At 36.9% G+C, this 18,344-nt stretch carries 12 protein-coding genes and 1 pseudogene; 9 read left to right on the top strand and 4 right to left on the bottom strand.

Translation table 11 applies throughout. The features are described 5' to 3' along the window. The first annotated feature begins 29 nt into the window (after positions 1–29). On the top strand, positions 30–665 hold the full coding sequence (locus tag MKY80_RS03015) for a YigZ family protein (RefSeq protein WP_069480059.1): 636 nt from the start codon (positions 30–32) through the stop codon (positions 663–665). Between the two features lie 149 nt (positions 666–814). Continuing rightward, a complete protein-coding gene (locus MKY80_RS03010) occupies positions 815–1,876 on the top strand; it encodes an LCP family protein (RefSeq protein ID WP_008178879.1) in 1,062 nt (353 codons plus the stop codon). A gap of 466 nt (positions 1,877–2,342) precedes the next feature. On the opposite strand, the gene MKY80_RS03005 is transcribed toward MKY80_RS03010, so the two are convergent. Further along, positions 2,343–3,410, bottom strand: a complete 1,068-nt coding sequence (locus MKY80_RS03005) for an MraY family glycosyltransferase (RefSeq protein ID WP_239354184.1) — start codon at positions 3,408–3,410, stop codon at positions 2,343–2,345. A 225-nt stretch (positions 3,411–3,635) separates the two neighbouring features. Here MKY80_RS03005 and secA2 point away from each other — a divergent pair, with 225 nt between their 5' ends. The 3 genes and pseudogenes from secA2 to MKY80_RS02990 all read left to right on the top strand — a co-directional run bounded on the left by secA2 (position 3,636) and on the right by MKY80_RS02990 (position 8,525). Further along, entirely contained in the window at positions 3,636–5,999 is a 2,364-nt protein-coding gene (gene secA2 / locus MKY80_RS03000) for an accessory Sec system translocase SecA2 (protein WP_036147114.1), read from the top strand. Further along, positions 5,999–6,895: an accessory Sec system S-layer assembly protein gene (locus MKY80_RS02995; RefSeq protein WP_096363538.1), complete on the top strand. Its 897-nt coding sequence runs from the start codon at positions 5,999–6,001 to the stop codon at positions 6,893–6,895. The genes secA2 and MKY80_RS02995 overlap by 1 nt, the downstream gene beginning before the upstream one ends. Before the next feature lie 300 nt (positions 6,896–7,195). Further along, positions 7,196–8,525, top strand: a pseudogene (locus MKY80_RS02990) (IS1182 family transposase). Positions 8,526–8,734: 209 nt separating this feature from the next. Here the strand turns inward: MKY80_RS02990 and MKY80_RS02985 are convergent. Continuing rightward, positions 8,735–9,628 carry a C40 family peptidase gene (locus tag MKY80_RS02985; RefSeq protein WP_090003135.1) on the bottom strand — a complete coding sequence of 298 codons (894 nt, stop codon included), beginning with the start codon at positions 9,626–9,628 and terminating at the stop codon, positions 8,735–8,737. Between the two features lie 250 nt (positions 9,629–9,878). Between MKY80_RS02985 and brnQ the strand changes: the two genes are divergently transcribed. Further along, the gene (gene brnQ, locus MKY80_RS02980; RefSeq protein WP_089986780.1) at positions 9,879–11,213 is read left to right on the top strand and encodes a branched-chain amino acid transport system II carrier protein; all 1,335 of its coding nucleotides are present in this window, start codon (positions 9,879–9,881) and stop codon (positions 11,211–11,213) included. Positions 11,214–11,404: 191 nt separating this feature from the next. Continuing rightward, positions 11,405–12,781, top strand: a complete 1,377-nt coding sequence (locus MKY80_RS02975) for a S41 family peptidase (RefSeq protein WP_342531913.1) — start codon at positions 11,405–11,407, stop codon at positions 12,779–12,781. A gap of 24 nt (positions 12,782–12,805) precedes the next feature. Here the strand turns inward: MKY80_RS02975 and MKY80_RS02970 are convergent, their stop codons facing one another. After that, the gene (locus MKY80_RS02970; protein WP_089986782.1) at positions 12,806–13,426 is read right to left on the bottom strand and encodes a TetR/AcrR family transcriptional regulator; all 621 of its coding nucleotides are present in this window, start codon (positions 13,424–13,426) and stop codon (positions 12,806–12,808) included. A 611-nt stretch (positions 13,427–14,037) separates the two neighbouring features. Here MKY80_RS02970 and MKY80_RS02965 point away from each other — a divergent pair. Next, positions 14,038–15,012: a proline dehydrogenase family protein gene (locus tag MKY80_RS02965; protein ID WP_008181796.1), complete on the top strand. Its 975-nt coding sequence runs from the start codon at positions 14,038–14,040 to the stop codon at positions 15,010–15,012. A gap of 124 nt (positions 15,013–15,136) precedes the next feature. Here the strand turns inward: MKY80_RS02965 and MKY80_RS02960 are convergent, their stop codons facing one another. Then, positions 15,137–16,474 carry a helix-turn-helix domain-containing protein gene (locus tag MKY80_RS02960; RefSeq protein ID WP_089986784.1) on the bottom strand — a complete coding sequence of 446 codons (1,338 nt, stop codon included), beginning with the start codon at positions 16,472–16,474 and terminating at the stop codon, positions 15,137–15,139. A 179-nt stretch (positions 16,475–16,653) separates the two neighbouring features. Here MKY80_RS02960 and pruA point away from each other — a divergent pair, with 179 nt between their 5' ends. Then, a complete protein-coding gene (gene pruA / locus MKY80_RS02955) occupies positions 16,654–18,198 on the top strand; it encodes an L-glutamate gamma-semialdehyde dehydrogenase (protein ID WP_342531908.1) in 1,545 nt (514 codons plus the stop codon). Positions 18,199–18,344 lie beyond the last annotated feature (146 nt).

Here is an 18,344-nt window from a genome sequence, read left to right as displayed (position 1 = left end):
GAACTCTAGTTAAAAGGAGATTGATACGGATGAGAGAAAACTATTTAACAGTAAAAGGATATGGTGAAAGCGAAATTGTTATTTCTAAATCCCGCTTTCTCACTTATATAGAACGTGCAGAAACGGAAGAGGATGCAATTTCTTTTATAGATCGTATAAAAAAAATGCATCACAACGCAACACATAATTGCTCAGCCTATATAATCGGCGAACATGATAACATTCAAAAAGCGAATGATGACGGGGAACCTAGCGGTACGGCTGGCGTCCCTATGTTAGAGGTCTTAAAAAAGCAAGGCCTAAAAGATACGGTCGTCGTTGTGACTCGCTATTTTGGAGGCATTAAACTTGGCGGTGGCGGTCTTATACGTGCATACGGAAAAGCAACAACAGAAGGTCTTATTGCCGCGCAAGTAGTTGAACGCAAGCTTCATCATTTCATGAAGGTTGCCATTGATTACACATGGCTTGGGAAAGTCGAAAACGAAGTAAGAGGTTCGTCCTATTCGTTAGAGGACATCCGTTATTTAGAGGGTGTCGAAATCATCGTCTCTGTGCTAAAAGAAGAAGAGGAACAATTCCGAAGCTGGATGACAGAAATCACGAATGGACAAGCATCCATCACATTCGAAGATGCTCAATTTATAGAATTTATTGTCAAATAAATAGTTTTAATTGTCGAAACTAAATATGCATAGTATAATTTTTTTGTTAGGCTATTTTTATGGACCACACGTTTACTTCTTTAGTAATTGAATAAAATTTAGCTTTATCGCATTATTATTCCCAATAATAAGAGGAGAATATATCCAATATGAAAAAAAGATCTATTAATAAGTTCAAAAAGAGATCTTCTAAAGCTTCCTTAATTATAAAAGTTACACTACTCCTAGTTGCTAGCTTAGTGATTTGTGTTACTGCTTATGGTGTTTACCTTACAAAACAGGTAGAGCATGCGGCAAACTCAGCCCATGAAGTATTAGAAGGTCGGGAAGTTTCTAAGCTCCGTGAGGAAAAAGTAGAACCGGTACATGATAATGTTTCTATTTTATTTGTCGGAGTCGATGATAGTGATAATCGTGGACAAGGTTCTGATCATTCACGTTCTGATGCCCTTATTTTAGCAACGTTAAATAATAAAACACATACCATTAAAATGTTAAGTATCCCTCGTGATTCTTACGTTTATATTCCTAAGGTCGGTTATAAAGATAAAATCACTCATGCTCACGCGATGGGTGGAACCCTTACTACGATTGAAACAGTAGAACAATTATTCGATATCCCAATCGACTACTATGTACGTATGAACTTCAATGCTTTCATTGATGTTGTCGATGCTTTAGGCGGTGTTGAAGCAGAAGTACCGTATGCCCTACACGAATTAGACGAATTTGATAAGTTTACAATCAATTTACAGCCAGGACTACAGCATTTAAATGGTAGTGAGGCACTGGCTCTTGCAAGAACACGTAAACAAGATAGCGATATCGAACGTGGTAAACGTCAACAGGAAATTCTTTCAGCTATAATTAAAAAAGTAGCATCTGTTGGTTCCATTACAAAGTATGATGATGTGATTAAAGCACTTGGTGATAATATGAAAACAGATATGACATTTACTGAAATGAAGTCCTTCTTGTCATACTTATCAAAAGGCGCTCCACGTATCGATGCTTTAACTTTGGAAGGTACAGATGATATGTCTACTGGTATTTATTATTACCAGCTAAATCAGGATTCTGTGGAAGAAACAAAGGAAATATTTAAAAACCATCTTGGCCGAAATGAAGAATCATCAAGCCTAACATCAAGTGGTAGCAGCAATACAGGAACTGATAGTGCTGCTAGCGATGAAAATTCAGTTGTCGAATAATCAGTTCGTATAACAATAAGACCCTTCAGACCATAGACAAAATTTTGTCTATGGTCTTTTTTTCTTCCAATCAAGGTCATTTTTAGTTTATCTCTCCTTCACTTTTCCATACGCCATAATGACCATACGAGCAGATTTATAGATGTTGCTTCTTTTCCCTTTAATGCGCTACTTTAAACAGCTCTCATCTCAGTTAGTGATAACAACCAACTCACCCCCATAATAAGCATATGCATTGCAAATCAACGATTTAGTTCTCTCGTCTCATTTATATGACTCCCTTATCAACTATCAACTTCAACCATTGTCCTCATAGCTTCCTGCCATGCTCAAAGTCGAAATTCTAGGCTGAACGAAAAGAGTGAAGCAGTTCGACCTAAATCCGCCGTAGTGAAAATCAAAAAAAGACTAAAGACAAACTCAACTTTTTTGAGTGTGTCTTTAGTCTTTAGTATTTAACAAAGCTCTATTTACTAAAGCTTCGTACAAAATTCAACAATGGTTTGTAGTTTTTACCAGCAAGCCCGATAATTTCTACAAATATTTCAATGGCTGTTAGGATGACAGCGACAAGTAAAATGGCTCCCCATACTTTTGCCATTGAGAAAATAATAGCTGCTAGCCCAAACATCACGGCAATTCCGTAAATAAGAAGTACCGTTTGACGATGTGTGAAGCCCATATCCAGTAAACGATGGTGTAAGTGGGATTTATCTGGATCAGACCATTTCTTCTTCATACGAACACGACGAACAATCGCAAAGAACGTATCAGAAATCGGTACACCAAGAATAATAATTGGGATGATTAAAGAAACGAACGTAACATTTTTAAAACCAAGTAGCGCTAGCACAGAAATCATAAACCCAAGGAATAGTGCTCCTGTATCACCCATAAAGATTTTAGCTGGGTGGAAGTTATAAAATAAAAAGCCAAGTGAAGCTACAGCTAAAATGGCTGCTATCGCTAAAACAAACATATTACTCATAATAAATGCCATGACTGCTAATGTAATCAGCGCTATCGTGGAAACACCCGCCGCAAGACCATCTAAGCCATCAATTAAATTTACTGCATTTGTTATCCCGACAATCCAAATGATTGTTAATGGAATACTTAGTAAACCAAAATCTAATGTTCCTAAAAACGGTAAGTTTACCATATCGATTTGAATGCCACCTACAAAAACAATAATGAGTGCAGCACCTAGCTGACCGACCAATTTTGCTTTAGCAGAAATCTCTCGCATATCATCAACAACGCCTGTTGCAACGATAATACACGCACCAATAATAATCGCTATTAAATAATCACTATTGCCATTTTTAGTATGAATTAAATACGAATATAAAATCGTTACACCAATTATAAATGCAAGGAAAATAGCCAAACCACCAAGTCTTGGCATAATTCGAGCATGTACTTTTCGATAGTTTGGTGCATCCACTGCACCTATTCTAAACGCTAAACGTTTCACTAATGGAGTTAACAAAATGGATGCAACGAATGCTGCTATTAAAGACACGTAAATCATGTCTCTCCTCCTCAAAAAAATAATCTACATTGAAATCCAAATTGATTATAGCACGAACAAGCATTGAAATATACTTTTTCTAAACATTTTCCACGATTTCACAAATATTTTGTACATTTTAGCATTCATAGATTCCTATATAGTCAATTGTAGTCACCATAAGTAAAATTTGATAGAATAATGGTGTGTCTAGCATTTAGACAACATTAAAGGAGCGTATATTTCATGTTCTCAATTTTCAAAAGTAACAAAGAGCAAACGAGTGCTCGTCAATTAAAACGCTACTACAAAATAGTAGATCAAATTAATAATCTTGAAGAAAAGTATGTTGATAAGTCAGATGCTGAATTACGAGAAATGACTTTTATTTTCAAAAATCAATTAGAACAAGGTGAGCCTATTACATCGATCATCCCAGACGCATTTGCTGTTGTACGCGAAGCCTCAAAGCGTGTATTAGGAATGCGTCATTTTGATGTGCAGCTTATCGGTGGTCTAGTGTTAACAGAAGGTAATATTGCTGAAATGCCTACAGGAGAAGGTAAAACATTAGTTGCATCTCTTCCCTCTTATGTACGTGCATTAGAAGGTAAAGGCGTTCATGTCATTACTGTCAATGATTACCTAGCAAAACGTGACTTTGAGCTTGTTGGTCAAATTCATCGTTTCCTTGGCCTAACTGTTGGTTTAAATATTCCGATGATGGAAGCTGCTGAGAAAAAAGAAGCCTATAATGCAGATATTACATATGGTGTTGGTACTGAATTTGGTTTCGACTATTTACGGGACAATATGTCCTATAGCTTAGCAGATAAAGTACAGCGTCCTTATCATTTCGCCATTATTGATGAAGTGGATAGTGTATTAATCGATGAAGCTAAAACACCACTAATTATCGCTGGTAAAATGCCTTCAAATGATGAATTACATCGCATCGCTGCTATGTTAGCTAAACGTTTCAAAAAAGATGAAGATTATGATTTCGATGATGAAACAAAGGCTACTTCCCTAACAGATAAAGGTATTGAAAAGATTGAGGCTGCTTTCAATGTTGAAAATCTGTATGATTTAGAACATCAAACACTTTTCCATTATGTCATCCAAGCGGTACGAGCTCATGTCATGTTTAAACGTGATGTAGATTACATTGTCAAAGATGATAAAATCGAGCTTGTCGATATGTTTACTGGCCGTATTTTAGAAGGTCGTTCTCTTTCTGACGGTTTACATCAAGCAATTGAAGCCAAAGAAGGCGTCACGATTACGGATGAAAATAAATCACAAGCACAGATTACAATTCAGAACTATTTCCGTATGTATCCGAAGCTTTCTGGGATGACGGGTACAGCGAAAACACAGGAAAAAGAAATTCGAGAAGTATATGGCATGGAAGTTATACAAATTCCAACAAATCGTCCACGTCAACGTGTCGATCAGCCTGATATTATTTTTAGCACACAAGAGGCAAAATATAAGTATGTGGCAGCTGAAACTAAAAAGCGCCACGATAAAGGTCAGCCTATTTTAATTGGTACAACATCCATCTTACAGTCTGAAACAGTGGCGGACTACCTGAAAAAAGAAAAATTAACATTCCAATTACTGAATGCCAAAACCGTTGAGCAAGAGGTTGAGCTTATTTCACAGGCAGGTCAAAAAGGTCGTATTACTGTAGCGACAAATATGGCGGGCCGAGGTACGGATATCGTGCTAGGCGACGATGTTCACGAACTTGGTGGTTTATATGTCATTGGTACCGAAAAGCATGAAAGTCGCCGTGTAGATAATCAGCTTCGTGGCCGTTCTGGTCGTCAAGGTGACATAGGCGAAAGCTGCTTCATTCTCTCTATTGAAGATGATATGTTCCGACGCTACGCAAAAGAAGAAGTTGAAAAATTCTCTGCCAAAATGGTCGTTGATGAACAAGGCATTATTCAAAATAAAGAGGTTCAGGAGCTAATAGACCGTACACAGCGCATAGTCGAAGGATCTCAATATGGCATGCGTGAGTATAACTTAAAGTTAGACGATGTTATTAATGATCAACGTACTGTACTTTACGGACTACGAGACAAAATTTTAGCTGGTGGAGACTTAATGGGCGAGCTGAAAAAAATGCTCCATGAAACAATTGATTTCGCTGTGCTAGACGCTGCACCGGAGGATGTATCCACAATGGAATGGGATTATGATCGAATGGAGCATGCGCTTAACTCCCTATTTATCACACCGGTTACAATCGATCGCGAGGTAGGTAAAGTAAAACAAATTTTAGCTGATATTCAGCCTTCTGAACAAGAGCTACTCGATCATATGGAGAAATTTGCGGAAAATGAAAGAGTCATAGAGGTTCTGCCACAAATTATGCTTAGCTATATCGATAGTGGCTGGGTAAGACATTTAGAGGCAATGACGCATTTAAAAGAAGGGATCGGCTTACGTCATTATCAACAAGAAGACCCAATGCGAATTTACCAACGAGAAGGACTTGAGTTATTCGGTAAAAATTTCCAAGAACTACGTCGTTCTATTATAATAGAAATTACAGGCTTCATGAAAACAGTTGAGGCACAACAGGAGGAACAATAATGGGTTTATTTTCATTTTTTAAAAAATCGGACAAGGTTGGTCAAGAAAATACGATTGACTCTAAAGACCTGCTAGGAAATGCTACAACAAAGAAAGGTGATAACCGTGATGTTGTAACAAAACTGTCCTTTCATCCAGAATGGGATGTGCCTCAGGAGCAAAAATACATCTTTAACTTCCTTGCTAATGAGTTAGAACCATTGAAACCGAATCAATTATCACTATCTTCTATTAGTATTGAAGAGGCTCGTGCTGGAAAATGGCTCGTTCGTGCATTTTTCCGCTCTTCTTTACCACAAGCAATTGAGCTAGGTGAAATTGAACTTTTCATTTTAGATAAAGATGAAGAGCTTATTGCATCTAAAAAATTCGATTTTAAAGCATTAGGGACAATTCCAGCAGAAAGTGCTCGTCCATGGGTATTTGAATTCGAAAAATCTACCATTAAAGTAGACGAAGTTCCTGAAGATGGCTGGAAAATTGCCTTTAACCTTGTATCCCTTCGTGGTCACCAATTAGAGCTAGATCCATCATGGGAAAAGCAATTACCAGCAGCTCAAAAAGAAGAGCTTGAGAAAATCGTTAAAACATTACCGGAGCTAGGTGAAACTGAGGTAAACTTTACAGGCTTACAGGCAAAATTAGCTGACAACGGTAATCTAAACGTATCCATCTTTATCCGCAATGGTCACAATAAAGCGATCAATCTAGAGCAATTACCTTTAGAAATTATTGATTCAACAGGTAAGCAAATTGCAAGGGGTTCTTTTAAAATGGATCCAATATTAACTGTTCAACCAAACTCAACAAAGCCATGGACATTTATCTTCCCAGCAGATCTTGTTGATGCAAAAGACGCAGATCTTTCTCGTTGGACAGCACGTGTAACGCAATAACAAAAAGCCCCTCTCTCTAAAAAAAGAGGGGCTTCAGACTGTAGACAAACTCAAAAAATTTGAGAGTTTGCCTACAGTCTTTTTTCTTTTACAATGAAATAAAGTAAAGCCGTTGATTTCCACTACGGGCGGACGCTTTCCGCGGGCGGGGTCGAGCTGCTTCCCTCGCTTCGCTCAGTCCAGGATCTCGACTTTCCCGCTTTTCCCGCAGGAGTTGCCGCCCTTCGTTCCAATCAACTTCTACATAAAGAACTCCTTATTCATATGTTGATAAAAAGTAAACTTCTGATGTGAACAACCATGATGACGAAGAATCAAATCAATGAACGTGAACAATTAGAAATGTTAACAATAGACCAATTAGTTCCCAACAATCATTTAGTGCGAAAACTAGAGGCTGCTATTGATTTTTCATTTATCTATCCATTAGTAGAAAACCTTTACTCTGCTAATAGGCGTCCTAATATTGATCCTGTTGTTCTCTTTAAAATGACGTTTATTCAGTACGTTTTTGGTATTCGATCCATGCGTCAAACGATCAAAGAAATTGAAACGAATATGGCGTATCGCTTTTTTCTAGGATTTGGTTTCCATACAGAAGTCCCGCACTTCTCTACCTTCGGTAAAAATTATGTCCGTCGCTTTCAAGACACCGATATATTTGAACAGATATTCTATCGTATTTTAAAAGAGATTATGCATCAAGGACTCCTCCATGCAGACCATTTATTTATCGATTCCACGCATGTGAAAGCGAGTGCGAATAAACGGAAGTATGATAAAAAGGTTGTGCGAAAAGAAACACGGGCTTATGAAGAAAAACTTCAATTAGAGTTAAATATAGATCGTGAAGAACACGGAAAAAAGCCCTTTCCCCCGGAGAAGTTTGAAAAGGAAGAATGGAAAGAAATAAAGGAAAGTACGACAGATCCTGAAAGTGGCTATTACGTGAAGGATGAACGTACAAAACAGTTTGCATATTCCTTTCATGCTGCGACAGATGAAAAGGGCTTTGTCTTAGGTGCCATTGTGACTCCGGGAAATGTACACGATAGCCATGTATTGCAGCCACTTGTTGAAAGGGTCATTCAAAACGTTCAAAAACCATTAGCTGTTGCGGCAGATGCAGCCTATAAAACACCAGCGATTACGAACTTTTTGTTAGAGAATCAAATGTTGCCTGTTCTTCCGTATACACGTCCTAAAACGAAAGATGGATTCTTCCGAAAGCACGAGTATACATATGACGAGCACTATAATTGTTATCTTTGCCCACAAGGGCAGATATTGAAGTATGCGACAACGACGAAGGAAGGTTATCGCCAATATAAATCGAATCCTTTGATTTGTGCGAAGTGTCCAAGCCTTTCCCAATGTACAGAAAGTAAGCATCATCAAAAACTCATTCAACGTCATATTTGGGAGTCGTATGTGGAGGAAGCTGAACATTTACGCCATGCCTATGACATCAAACAGATTTATGCAAAGCGCAAAGAAACGATTGAGCGTGTCTTTGCGGATGCGATGGACAACCTTAAGAGGTCTTAAAAAATTGTCCATGCAGGCGATGCTTACTTTTGCTGCCATGAATTTAAAGAAACTGGCTACTTGGACGTGGCAGGCAACTTAAAAGAGTTTTTATGCTTGTAGAGTATGTTTAAACGGGTAGAAAATCACCATTTTTAAACATATTCATAGAAGAAAAAAAGACAAAAGGAATCGAGTGTGAATTCTCGATTCCTTTTGTCGACAGTCTGAAGCCCCTCTCTCTAAAAAGAGGGGGCTTTTCAATTTCTCACTAAACAAGCGATTTCCACCTTAGCAGAAATCGCTTGTTTTTTATTTCACACTATCAAACCGTTTATAGGCTACTAGTTTAGATGACCAGTAAGGATACGTAACATCTGATATTTCTACGCCATCCGTACCCGCATGGACAAATTTATTATCACCAAGATAAATTCCCATATGAGAAATGCCTTCTTTATACGTGTTCTCGAAGAATACTAAATCGCCAGGCACTGGATTTTGTACAGATGTTGTATTGCCATTAAAATACCCTTCACTACTTGCTCTGCCTATTTTTAAACCGCCCTGATTAAAGGCATAGAAAATAAAGCCACTGCAGTCAAGGCCTACCGGAGTATTTCCTCCATATAGATATGGTGTACCAACCAATGTATGCGCTACTTCTACTGTTTTCTTATAAATAGCTTGTCCATTAGTTGTAGGATCATTTGATGTTACATTTGATGGTGTACCCGCATCTGATGTCACATTATTATGTATCGAATCGCCCTCGGGAATGACTGCGCCTGGAGATATTTTTAACACTTGTCCAATGTAGATTGTGTCTTTCTCAAGCTTATTCCAATTCATAATATCCTTAATTGTCACATTATATTGCTTAGCAATTTTCGATAATGTATCACCTTTCGCTACCGTATGAGAAGTAGTCGTTGGCTTTGTGGATGCTGATGGGACTGACGGCTTTTTACTATCACTCGTTGCTTGCTTTTGAATGTCAAGCTGTTGAGCTACATAAATCGTATCTTTCGAGAGATTATTCCATTTCATAATATCTGCAATCGTTACTTGATGATTTTGGGCGATTTTAGATAATGTATCGCCTTTTTGTACAGTATATGTTGCAGCCTCTGCAGTTTGTAGAGTTAAAAATGAAGTGGCTAAAGTGCTTAAAACAAGAATTCTCCATTTTTTTGTTTTTTGCATACCAAAGTGCCTCCGTTCGTGCTAGAATATTTCCTTGTGTGTCTATCATACTAGATAATTATAGTATGAAAAATCGGAAATACTGACTATTTTTCAAACATTTTATCAAACTTATAGAAAACGACGAAATCCGACTATATTACAATAATATATTCGTTGCAAGATTTTGGTTCCTATGATAACATACACATCTGTATTTAAAATTTTTAGAAAGTTTTAGCTTTTCAATCTTAAAGGAGTTTTTATACTTATGAAAAACATCATGCATTTCATCAAAGGAAATTTAGCAGTAGGATTACTACTATTTGCCTTATTCTTGGGTGCTGGGAATATTATTTTTCCACCGTTATTAGGTCAGCAGGCAGGTGAAAATATCACAGTAGCTATGATTGGTTTCCTTATAACAGGTGTCGGTTTACCACTATTAGCTATCGTAGCTGTCGCCAAAGCAGGAGGCGATTTACAACTGCTCGCCAATCGTGTTAGTCCCGCTTTTGGTATACTCTTTACCTCTATTGTATATTTAGCAATTGGACCATTCTTTGCCGTACCACGAACTGGATCAGTGTCCTATGAAATTGGCATTGCCCCTTTTCTTCCAGAAGTTATGAAGGACCATTGGGCACCGCTTTTCATTACATCTATTTTGTTTTTTGCCTTAATTCTTTATTTATCCATTAACCCTTCGAAGCTTGTCGATCGAGTAGGAAAAATATTAACCCCTGCCCTGCTTCTTGTCATTTTATTGCTAGCAGTCAAAAGCTTTATTTCTCCAATGGGAGAGCCAGGGGAAGCGGCAGGAAACTATATTAGCTCCCCATTTGCTGAAGGATTTGTCCAAGGTTACTTAACAATGGATGTTCTGAGCGCACTTGTTTTCGGTATCGTTATTTTACAAGCATTACGCGATATGGGAATGAAGGATAAAAAAAAGCAAGTGAATACAACTATATTTGCTGGTGTTGTTGCAGCCATTGGTTTATCTTTTGTTTATATCTCACTTGGTCATATCGGTAATACAAGTATTACTGCCATTGGTACTTCTGCTAATGGTGGAGATATTATTGCAAAATCAGCTGAAGTACTTTTTGGAAGTCTAGGAAGTATTATTTTGTCTGCGACTATTTTACTAGCTTGTATTTCAACAGCTGTTGGTTTACTAACTGCCAACGCACAATTTTTCCATAAGTTATTCCCAAAAATATCTTACAAAACATTCTTAATCGTATTTACTATTTTTAGTACAGCCATTACGAATGTGGGACTTTCAACAATTATTAATGCCTCTCTGCCTGTGCTGTTAATCATTTATCCAATAGCAATGGTATTGATGGTACTATCATTAGCGGATCATTTCTTTAAAGGTGGACAAATTGTTTATATTTTAGCGTTAATCCCTACTTTCCTTGTCAGCCTATATGATGGCTTAAAACAAATGAAAGTTGAAATCACTTCCTATGAAAATATTCTTCAAGCATTGCCATTGTATGACCAAAACTTAGGATGGCTTGTACCTGCCATTGTCGGCGCATTCATCGGTTTTATTATTCACAAACTTATGAACAACAACCAAGCCTCGGCCTAATGGACATTATATCTTCAACGAGAATCTGCTTGCTATACAAGGCTAACAGATTCTTTTTCTATTATTAAATTCATCCACTATTTCTACCGTTCATGTATAATAAAAACTAGATACTCAACTGTAAAATGTATCCATCCACTATCTAGAAGGACTATGCATTCCTACTTTGAGTGCTAGAAAAGAGGTGTCCAATGAAAAAATTAATATGGTCGTTCGTATTTATACTAGGCTTCTTTCTCCTACCGTTAACGTCTACGCAGGCAGCTAGTCAGGAACAATCGTTAGTAAGAGAAATAAAGGAAATAATTCAGAATACGTATGTAGGGACGATCAACGGAAACTTAGAGAAGGCCACATCCATTGCAGAAATTATTGATATGCTAGATCCTTACTCCACCTATTTTACAAAACAAGAATTCGAGGATTATATGAATAGCATCAATCTTTCAACCATCGGCATTGGTGTTGTTATTGAAGAACATGAAGATGGTATTCATATTTTACAAGTAATTGAAGGCAGTGGTGCATTTGATGCAGGTTTACAGGCTGGAGATATCATTATTGCTATAAATGGTGAATCTATTATTGGTCGTTCTACACAGGAAACCTCTTCTCTCTTAACGGGGCATGAAGGTAGTCAGGTGAAAGTGACACTTAAACATAGGAATGAAACGACGACTACGAAAACCATTACACGAAAAAAATTCACATTACCAAATGTACAATCTGAATTATTGTTTGGACAGGTTGGCTATATTTCACTTGCTTCATTTTCAGAAGATGGTGCTCAGCTTGTCAAAAAAGCGCTGATTGACTTAAAAAAGAGCGGTGCCAAATCGTTTATCTTAGATTTACAAAATAATGGTGGCGGTTATGTTACAACAGCAGAAGAACTTACAGGACTATTTCCATCAGCAAAAGTTGCTTATCTATTAGAGGAAGCACATTCCTCTTATACAATACCAGCTGTTAAGCAAAATACTAAATTTCCAGTTAATACACGTATTTTAGTCAATCGTTATAGCGCTAGTGCCTCTGAAATGCTTTCTGCATCACTAAAAGATCAGAAGGCCGCTATTTTATACGGTGAAACAACTTACGGAAAGGGCGCTATGCAAGGTTTTTATATGCTCCATGATGGAAGCTACTTAAAATTAACTGTCGGCAAATTTACAGGACCCCTGCAGCAGACTATTCATGAAGTAGGTGTCAAGCCTAATATTCAAACAACATCAGCTCCTATTTTCCAGGCGCATTTTGATGCCATTAAGGAGCAATATCCTAAATATAAAAAGCTTTTAATTGGGAAAACTGCTGCCATTCAAACAGAAAAATTAACGGTGAAACTACCACCAACACTTATTTCACAAATTGATAAGGAGCATATTCAGCTTATTGCTTTAGGAGCAGACGAAGTAGTAGCAACTACTAAAGTCGAAGGGCAAACATTAATTGTTACCCCAACGAGTCCTTTATCACTCAATCAGGAATATATGCTACTCATTCATCCGAATAAGCAAAGCAAAGTACAAAAAGGTTATTATCAACATATAAAGTTTGAAAATTAAGAAAAATCCTCTCATCGATCTACATTACGATTGATGAGAGGATTTTTGTTTTATTTCTTCGGTTTTCCAAAAATATAATTGTACAATATCGTTCGCTAGTTCGGCAGGCAATCTTTTTTGCTCCAGTAAATTGGTTAATATCAGTCTCTCCATCGATCCAACTAAAGAATCTATTAAAATTTTAATATCCACACGATAACGTTGTAGGTCCTTGTCACAATCATGAAGATAAATAAGATGAATCAATTGTTGCGTTAACTGAGATTTTACTAAAAAAGCCTGCTTAGATTCTATAAAGCCAATTTTTGATAGCTTCGGATTTTCGATTATATAGAAGAATAAATTTGACAGTTTTTGTTCTAAAATCGAAATAAATGCTTCTAATCCATTCGCCACACTATCAGAGGATTTGCTATTCATCACTTCAAAAAAACCATTCTGAAATTGTATATTCAAATCATTATAAAGCGCATCCTTGCTTTTAAAGTATAAATAAAAAGTAGGCTGTGTTAGATTAGCAGCCTTCACAATATCACTAATTTTTGTATGGTGATATCCTTTATCTGAAAATAGCTCTATCGCTTTTTCAAGTAATAGTTGTTTGCTTCGTTCTCCATTCGAATTAAATTTTCTACCTCTTGCCATACTTTCCACCTTATCTTAGTTTATAGTCGCCCTAATCCCTTAGCATCATTAATAGACACACTATTCTTAATCAAAAGTAACTAAATTTCCATAACAAGTACATATTTTATTCATGATTATACTCCATTGTATTATAATACACCTTCTAAATATTTACTATAAATGATAGATTTATGATCACACTAAAAAAGTGTATATTTTATAACGAATTACCAAAACACCACAAATACCCACTTCGAAAAGTTATTTCAATATATTTATAAAGAAAGCATTCAACTTGTTTCTTTTCTCTTTTAGATTGGTCTAAACATACACGCCAGCATCCAATAACTTGCTAAAATTATTTTAAAAAACTCCTTCAAATAAAATAGCACTTCTGTTTTAAGACAAAAATTTTAACATAAAACAAAACTACTATTTTGAAAAGTCCTTTTTTTTGAAAAAATATTTTTTATGGCCATTTCAAAATTTAAAAAGTCAATTGTGCCAATAGTTTACGCCCTCAGTCTTCCGCGCAAAAATTTTTTTTCTAAAAATCATACCATTTTACTTTTCGAAAAAAGTGTTATAATCGCCAAGAATTTAAAATTTTCAATTTTGGAGGCATATAAATGGTACTACGTGATTTTTTCATTTACTTATCAGAGAACAAAATATTAAATAGCGCTGCACAAAAATATGGTCTAAAGATGGGTGCTCAAAGTGTTGTGGCAGGCACTAGCTTACCAGAAGTTGTACAATCCATTAGAGAATTAAACAAAGCCAATATTTCTTGTACAGTCGACAATCTTGGAGAGTTCGTTTATGAGAAATCAGAGGCAACTGCTGCAAAAAATAATATTTTAGCTGTTGTTCAAGCTATTCACGATGAGCAACTAGATGCTCATATTTCACTTAAACCTTCCCAATTAGGTTTAGACATTGATTACGCATTTTGCTATGAAAACTTAAAAGAGATCGTAGAGCTTGCACATCAATACAATATTTTCGTGAACTTCGATATGGAAAATTACGAGCGTTTACACAGCTCTTTTGAATTACTAGAGGAATTACACAAAGAATTTGATAATGTAGGGACAGTTATTCAAGCTTACTTCTTCGAGTCAGAAGAAAATATTGAAAAGTACCAAAACTTCCGTTTACGTATTGTAAAAGGTGCCTACAAAGAACCAGAAAGTGTAGCCTATCAATCAAAAGGTGATATCGACCGTAACTATTTGAAGCTCATTGAACATCATTTACTACATGGTAAATTTACTTCTATCGCTACGCATGACCACAATGTGATTAATCATGTGAAGCAATTCGTTAAACAACATAACGTTCCAAACGAAAAATTTGAATTCCAAATGCTATATGGTTTCCGTAAAGAAATGCAGTTAGATCTTGCACGTGAAGGCTATAATTTCTGCACATACCTACCATTTGGTAACGACTGGTACGGTTACTTTATGCGCCGTTTAGCAGAACGCCCACAAAACGTAGCACTTGTGACAAAACAAGTGTTTAACAAAAAAACAAACCTAGCAATTGGCTTAGGTGCAGCAGCATTCGCCCTTGGTCGCCTTTCAAAAAAAGGAAAATAATAGTTGAGGCAAGTGACTACCCAGCAATTTGATAGTGCTATCCATCAGTTTCGGTATCCTATCCGTCAGTTCGACTTTGCTATCCGTCACTCTACCCAAGCTATCCAAAAAAGCGAAAACATTGTTAATCAATGTTTTCGCTTTTTTTATTGAGCTTATAGTTTTTTACGCGATATTGTAAGCTTTGTCGACGAATTCCTAATGCAGCTGCAGTTTTGGAAATATTTCCTTGGTGAAAGTCTAAAGCCTTCGAAATATAATATTCCTCCACCTCTTTCATGTAGACATCTAATGGTCGAATATCTTGCTGATTTTTAATGACAAACAAATCACTTGTTGATACTTCATTTTCTGCTTCCTCACAGGTGCTTTGGATTTTCCATTTAAAATGAACTGGTAGCATATGGGATTCAACGATAGTTTCGTTGGTAATTAGTGAGGTGATCTCATCCAGCAGTACTTCTAATTCCTTTAAATTTCCTGGCCAATCATATTTCAAAAACGTCTCTTGCACTTCTTCCGAAAGACCTTGGATTGTTGAGCCAAAGCTGTCCCGATGTCTTTTGAAGTAATCATCAATAAACGGCATCATATCTTCTTTTCTTTCACGTAAAGGCGGTACATAAATCGTGATTCCAGAAAATAAGCGGTAAAGTTTTTTAGACAGCTCCTGCTTTTGAATTAAATCTATAGGGTCTTTGCCAACACTAGCAATTAAAACATGCTGATGATTTGGATGATTGTTGAAAAGCTCGACAATCTTTTCTTGGGCTTCGAGTGATAAATATTCGATGCGTTCAGCAAAAAAAGTAATTCTCTCTTTTTCAACAATGTATTTTTCAAATTGATTCAACACTGTTTGCTCATCTCGGCGGCAAATTAGAGCGATAAACATATCATTTTGCACCTTTAGATCATGATGAATACCCTCTGCAACCATATCGATTCCTGTGCCTGACTCCCCAATTAACACAACAGGCATTCTGCTCAATGCAACAATTTTTGCCTTTTCGATGACATCCTTCATGACTGCGGAAACAGCCGTAATAATATCAAACGTTAGCGGTGCACCATATCTTCTTAATGGCTGATACATCATATATTCAAGCTGCGTAATATCTCGCGCAAATTCCACGGCCCCTATTAACACACCCTCATAGTGCAACGGATAAATATTGCTTATGTAGGTCACTTCTTGATTTTTTTTATTCCAATACGTTTTTTTGACGTGTAGAACTGGCGTTTCAGAACTTAGGACTTTAAAGATATCGCTCTTTTCGATTTCGAAATCAATGATTTCTATCGCTCGCCTCTCCTCATATTCGTCCTCATTCACGCCCTCCAGTTCTCGCATTTTTTTATTGTATATGAGCAACTTGCCTTCAGTATCGACAACGCAAATTCCCATATCACCTTTTTCAATGACGTATTTATAAATACTTAGTAGTACATTATTATCCATCTTGTCCTCCTGTATTCCATTAAGCTTATTCTAACACCAATACGAAAAACAGATGCAAAAATTAAAAAAGTTTTAAAATTTGAGTTGATTAATGCCAAATTATATTGCATTATATAAATAACAAAATCTTTAAAGGTGCATAATCATTTGGCACCCTTTATCCAGGGGAGGAAACAGATATGATTCCATACAAACACGAACCATTCACAGATTTTTCACAAGAGGCAAACTACAATGCTTATGTAGAAGCTATAAAAAAAGTTGAAGGTTATTTAGGTCAAGACTACCCACTTATTATCGGTGGTGAGCGTATTACAACTGAAGATAAAATCGTTTCGTATAACCCTGCAAAGAAAACTGAAGTTATTGGCCATGTGTCAAAAGCGAGCAAAGATTTAGCTGAAAAAGCTATGCAAGCAGCAGATGAAACATTCAAAACTTGGAAAAAAGTTGATCCAGCTATTCGTGCTGATGTTCTTTTCAAAGCAGCCGCTATTATTCGTCGTCGTAAACACGAATTCTCAGCATTATTAACAAAAGAAGCAGGGAAACCATGGGCAGAGGCTGATGCAGATACAGCAGAAGCAATCGACTTCTTAGAATACTATGGTCGCCAAATGCTACGTATTAAAAACGGTCAACCAGTAGAAAGCCGTCCAGGTGAATACAACCGTTATGACTATATTCCACTAGGAATTGGTATTGTCATCTCACCTTGGAACTTCCCATTTGCGATCATGGCTGGTACAACAGTAGCTGCATTAGTAACAGGTAACACAGTATTACTAAAACCAGCTTCTACAACACCAGTAGTGGCGTATAAATTTATCGAAGTATTAGAAGAAGCAGGTCTTCCAGCAGGAGCTGTTAACTTTGTACCAGGTTCTGGTGCTGAAGTGGGTGACTATTTAGTTGATCACCCAAAAACTCGTTTCATCAGCTTCACAGGTTCACGTGATGTTGGCTTACGTATTAACCAACGTGCATCTGTCCTAAATGATGGTCAAATTTGGATCAAACGCGTAATCGCTGAAATGGGCGGTAAAGATACAATCGTTGTTGATAAAGAAGCAGATCTTGAATTAGCTGCACAATCAATCGTGAAATCAGCCTTTGGTTTCTCTGGTCAAAAATGTTCAGCATGTTCTCGTGCTGTTATCGTAGAAGATGTGTATGACCAAGTGGTAAACCGTGTAGAAGAGTTAACAAACGCTTTAACAGTTGGAGATCCAACAGATTTCAGCAACTTCATGGCAACGGTTATTGACCAAGCAGCATTCAATAAAATTACGGAATACATCGAAATCGGTAAAGGCGAAGGTCGTCTAGTAGCTGGTGGTACAGCGGATGATTCAGTAGGTTACTTCGTACAACCAACCGTATTCGCTGACGTAGAGCCTTCTGCACGTATTATGAAAGAAGAGATCTTCGGACCAGTAGTAGCGATCGCAAAAGCAAAAGATTTCGATCAAGCGATTGAAATTGCTAACGATACAGAATACGGTTTAACAGGTGCTGTCATTACGACAAACCGCGTAAACTTAGAAAAAGCACGTGAAGAATTCCATGTTGGAAACCTTTACTTCAACCGTGGCTGTACAGGTGCGATTGTTGGCTACCAACCATTTGGTGGTTTCAACATGTCAGGTACAGACTCAAAAGCTGGTGGCCCAGACTACCTACAACTTCACATGCAAGCAAAAACAACTTCAGAAATGCTATAATATTTCCCATTATAAATGCCGTACATGTTTTCTTATGTACGGCATTTTTTCATCGTTTATCTCAAACGTATATATAATAGAAGAAACTCATGTGAATATCGATTCACTTCCCTCATAGATTCCTCTTTTACTTTCTCTACATGCGC

It is taken from the genome of Lysinibacillus sp. FSL R5-0849 (assembly GCF_038595075.1).
GTDB lineage: Bacteria > Bacillota > Bacilli > Bacillales_A > Planococcaceae > Lysinibacillus > Lysinibacillus fusiformis.
This window is presented reverse-complemented; position numbering and strand designations above follow the sequence as displayed.

What these genes read in the sequence shown, in the direction of transcription:
- MKY80_RS03015 (WP_069480059.1), top strand. Translation starts at nt 30, where the DNA reads ATGAGAGAAAACTATTTAACAGTAAAAGGATATGGTGAAAGCGAAATT.
- MKY80_RS03010 (WP_008178879.1), top strand. Translation starts at nt 815, where the DNA reads ATGAAAAAAAGATCTATTAATAAGTTCAAAAAGAGATCTTCTAAAGCT.
- MKY80_RS03005 (WP_239354184.1), bottom strand. Translation starts at nt 3,410, where the DNA reads ATGATTTACGTGTCTTTAATAGCAGCATTCGTTGCATCCATTTTGTTA.
- secA2 (WP_036147114.1), top strand. Translation starts at nt 3,636, where the DNA reads ATGTTCTCAATTTTCAAAAGTAACAAAGAGCAAACGAGTGCTCGTCAA.
- MKY80_RS02995 (WP_096363538.1), top strand. Translation starts at nt 5,999, where the DNA reads ATGGGTTTATTTTCATTTTTTAAAAAATCGGACAAGGTTGGTCAAGAA.
- MKY80_RS02985 (WP_090003135.1), bottom strand. Translation starts at nt 9,628, where the DNA reads ATGCAAAAAACAAAAAAATGGAGAATTCTTGTTTTAAGCACTTTAGCC.
- brnQ (WP_089986780.1), top strand. Translation starts at nt 9,879, where the DNA reads ATGAAAAACATCATGCATTTCATCAAAGGAAATTTAGCAGTAGGATTA.
- MKY80_RS02975 (WP_342531913.1), top strand. Translation starts at nt 11,405, where the DNA reads ATGAAAAAATTAATATGGTCGTTCGTATTTATACTAGGCTTCTTTCTC.
- MKY80_RS02970 (WP_089986782.1), bottom strand. Translation starts at nt 13,426, where the DNA reads ATGGCAAGAGGTAGAAAATTTAATTCGAATGGAGAACGAAGCAAACAA.
- MKY80_RS02965 (WP_008181796.1), top strand. Translation starts at nt 14,038, where the DNA reads ATGGTACTACGTGATTTTTTCATTTACTTATCAGAGAACAAAATATTA.
- MKY80_RS02960 (WP_089986784.1), bottom strand. Translation starts at nt 16,474, where the DNA reads ATGGATAATAATGTACTACTAAGTATTTATAAATACGTCATTGAAAAA.
- pruA (WP_342531908.1), top strand. Translation starts at nt 16,654, where the DNA reads ATGATTCCATACAAACACGAACCATTCACAGATTTTTCACAAGAGGCA.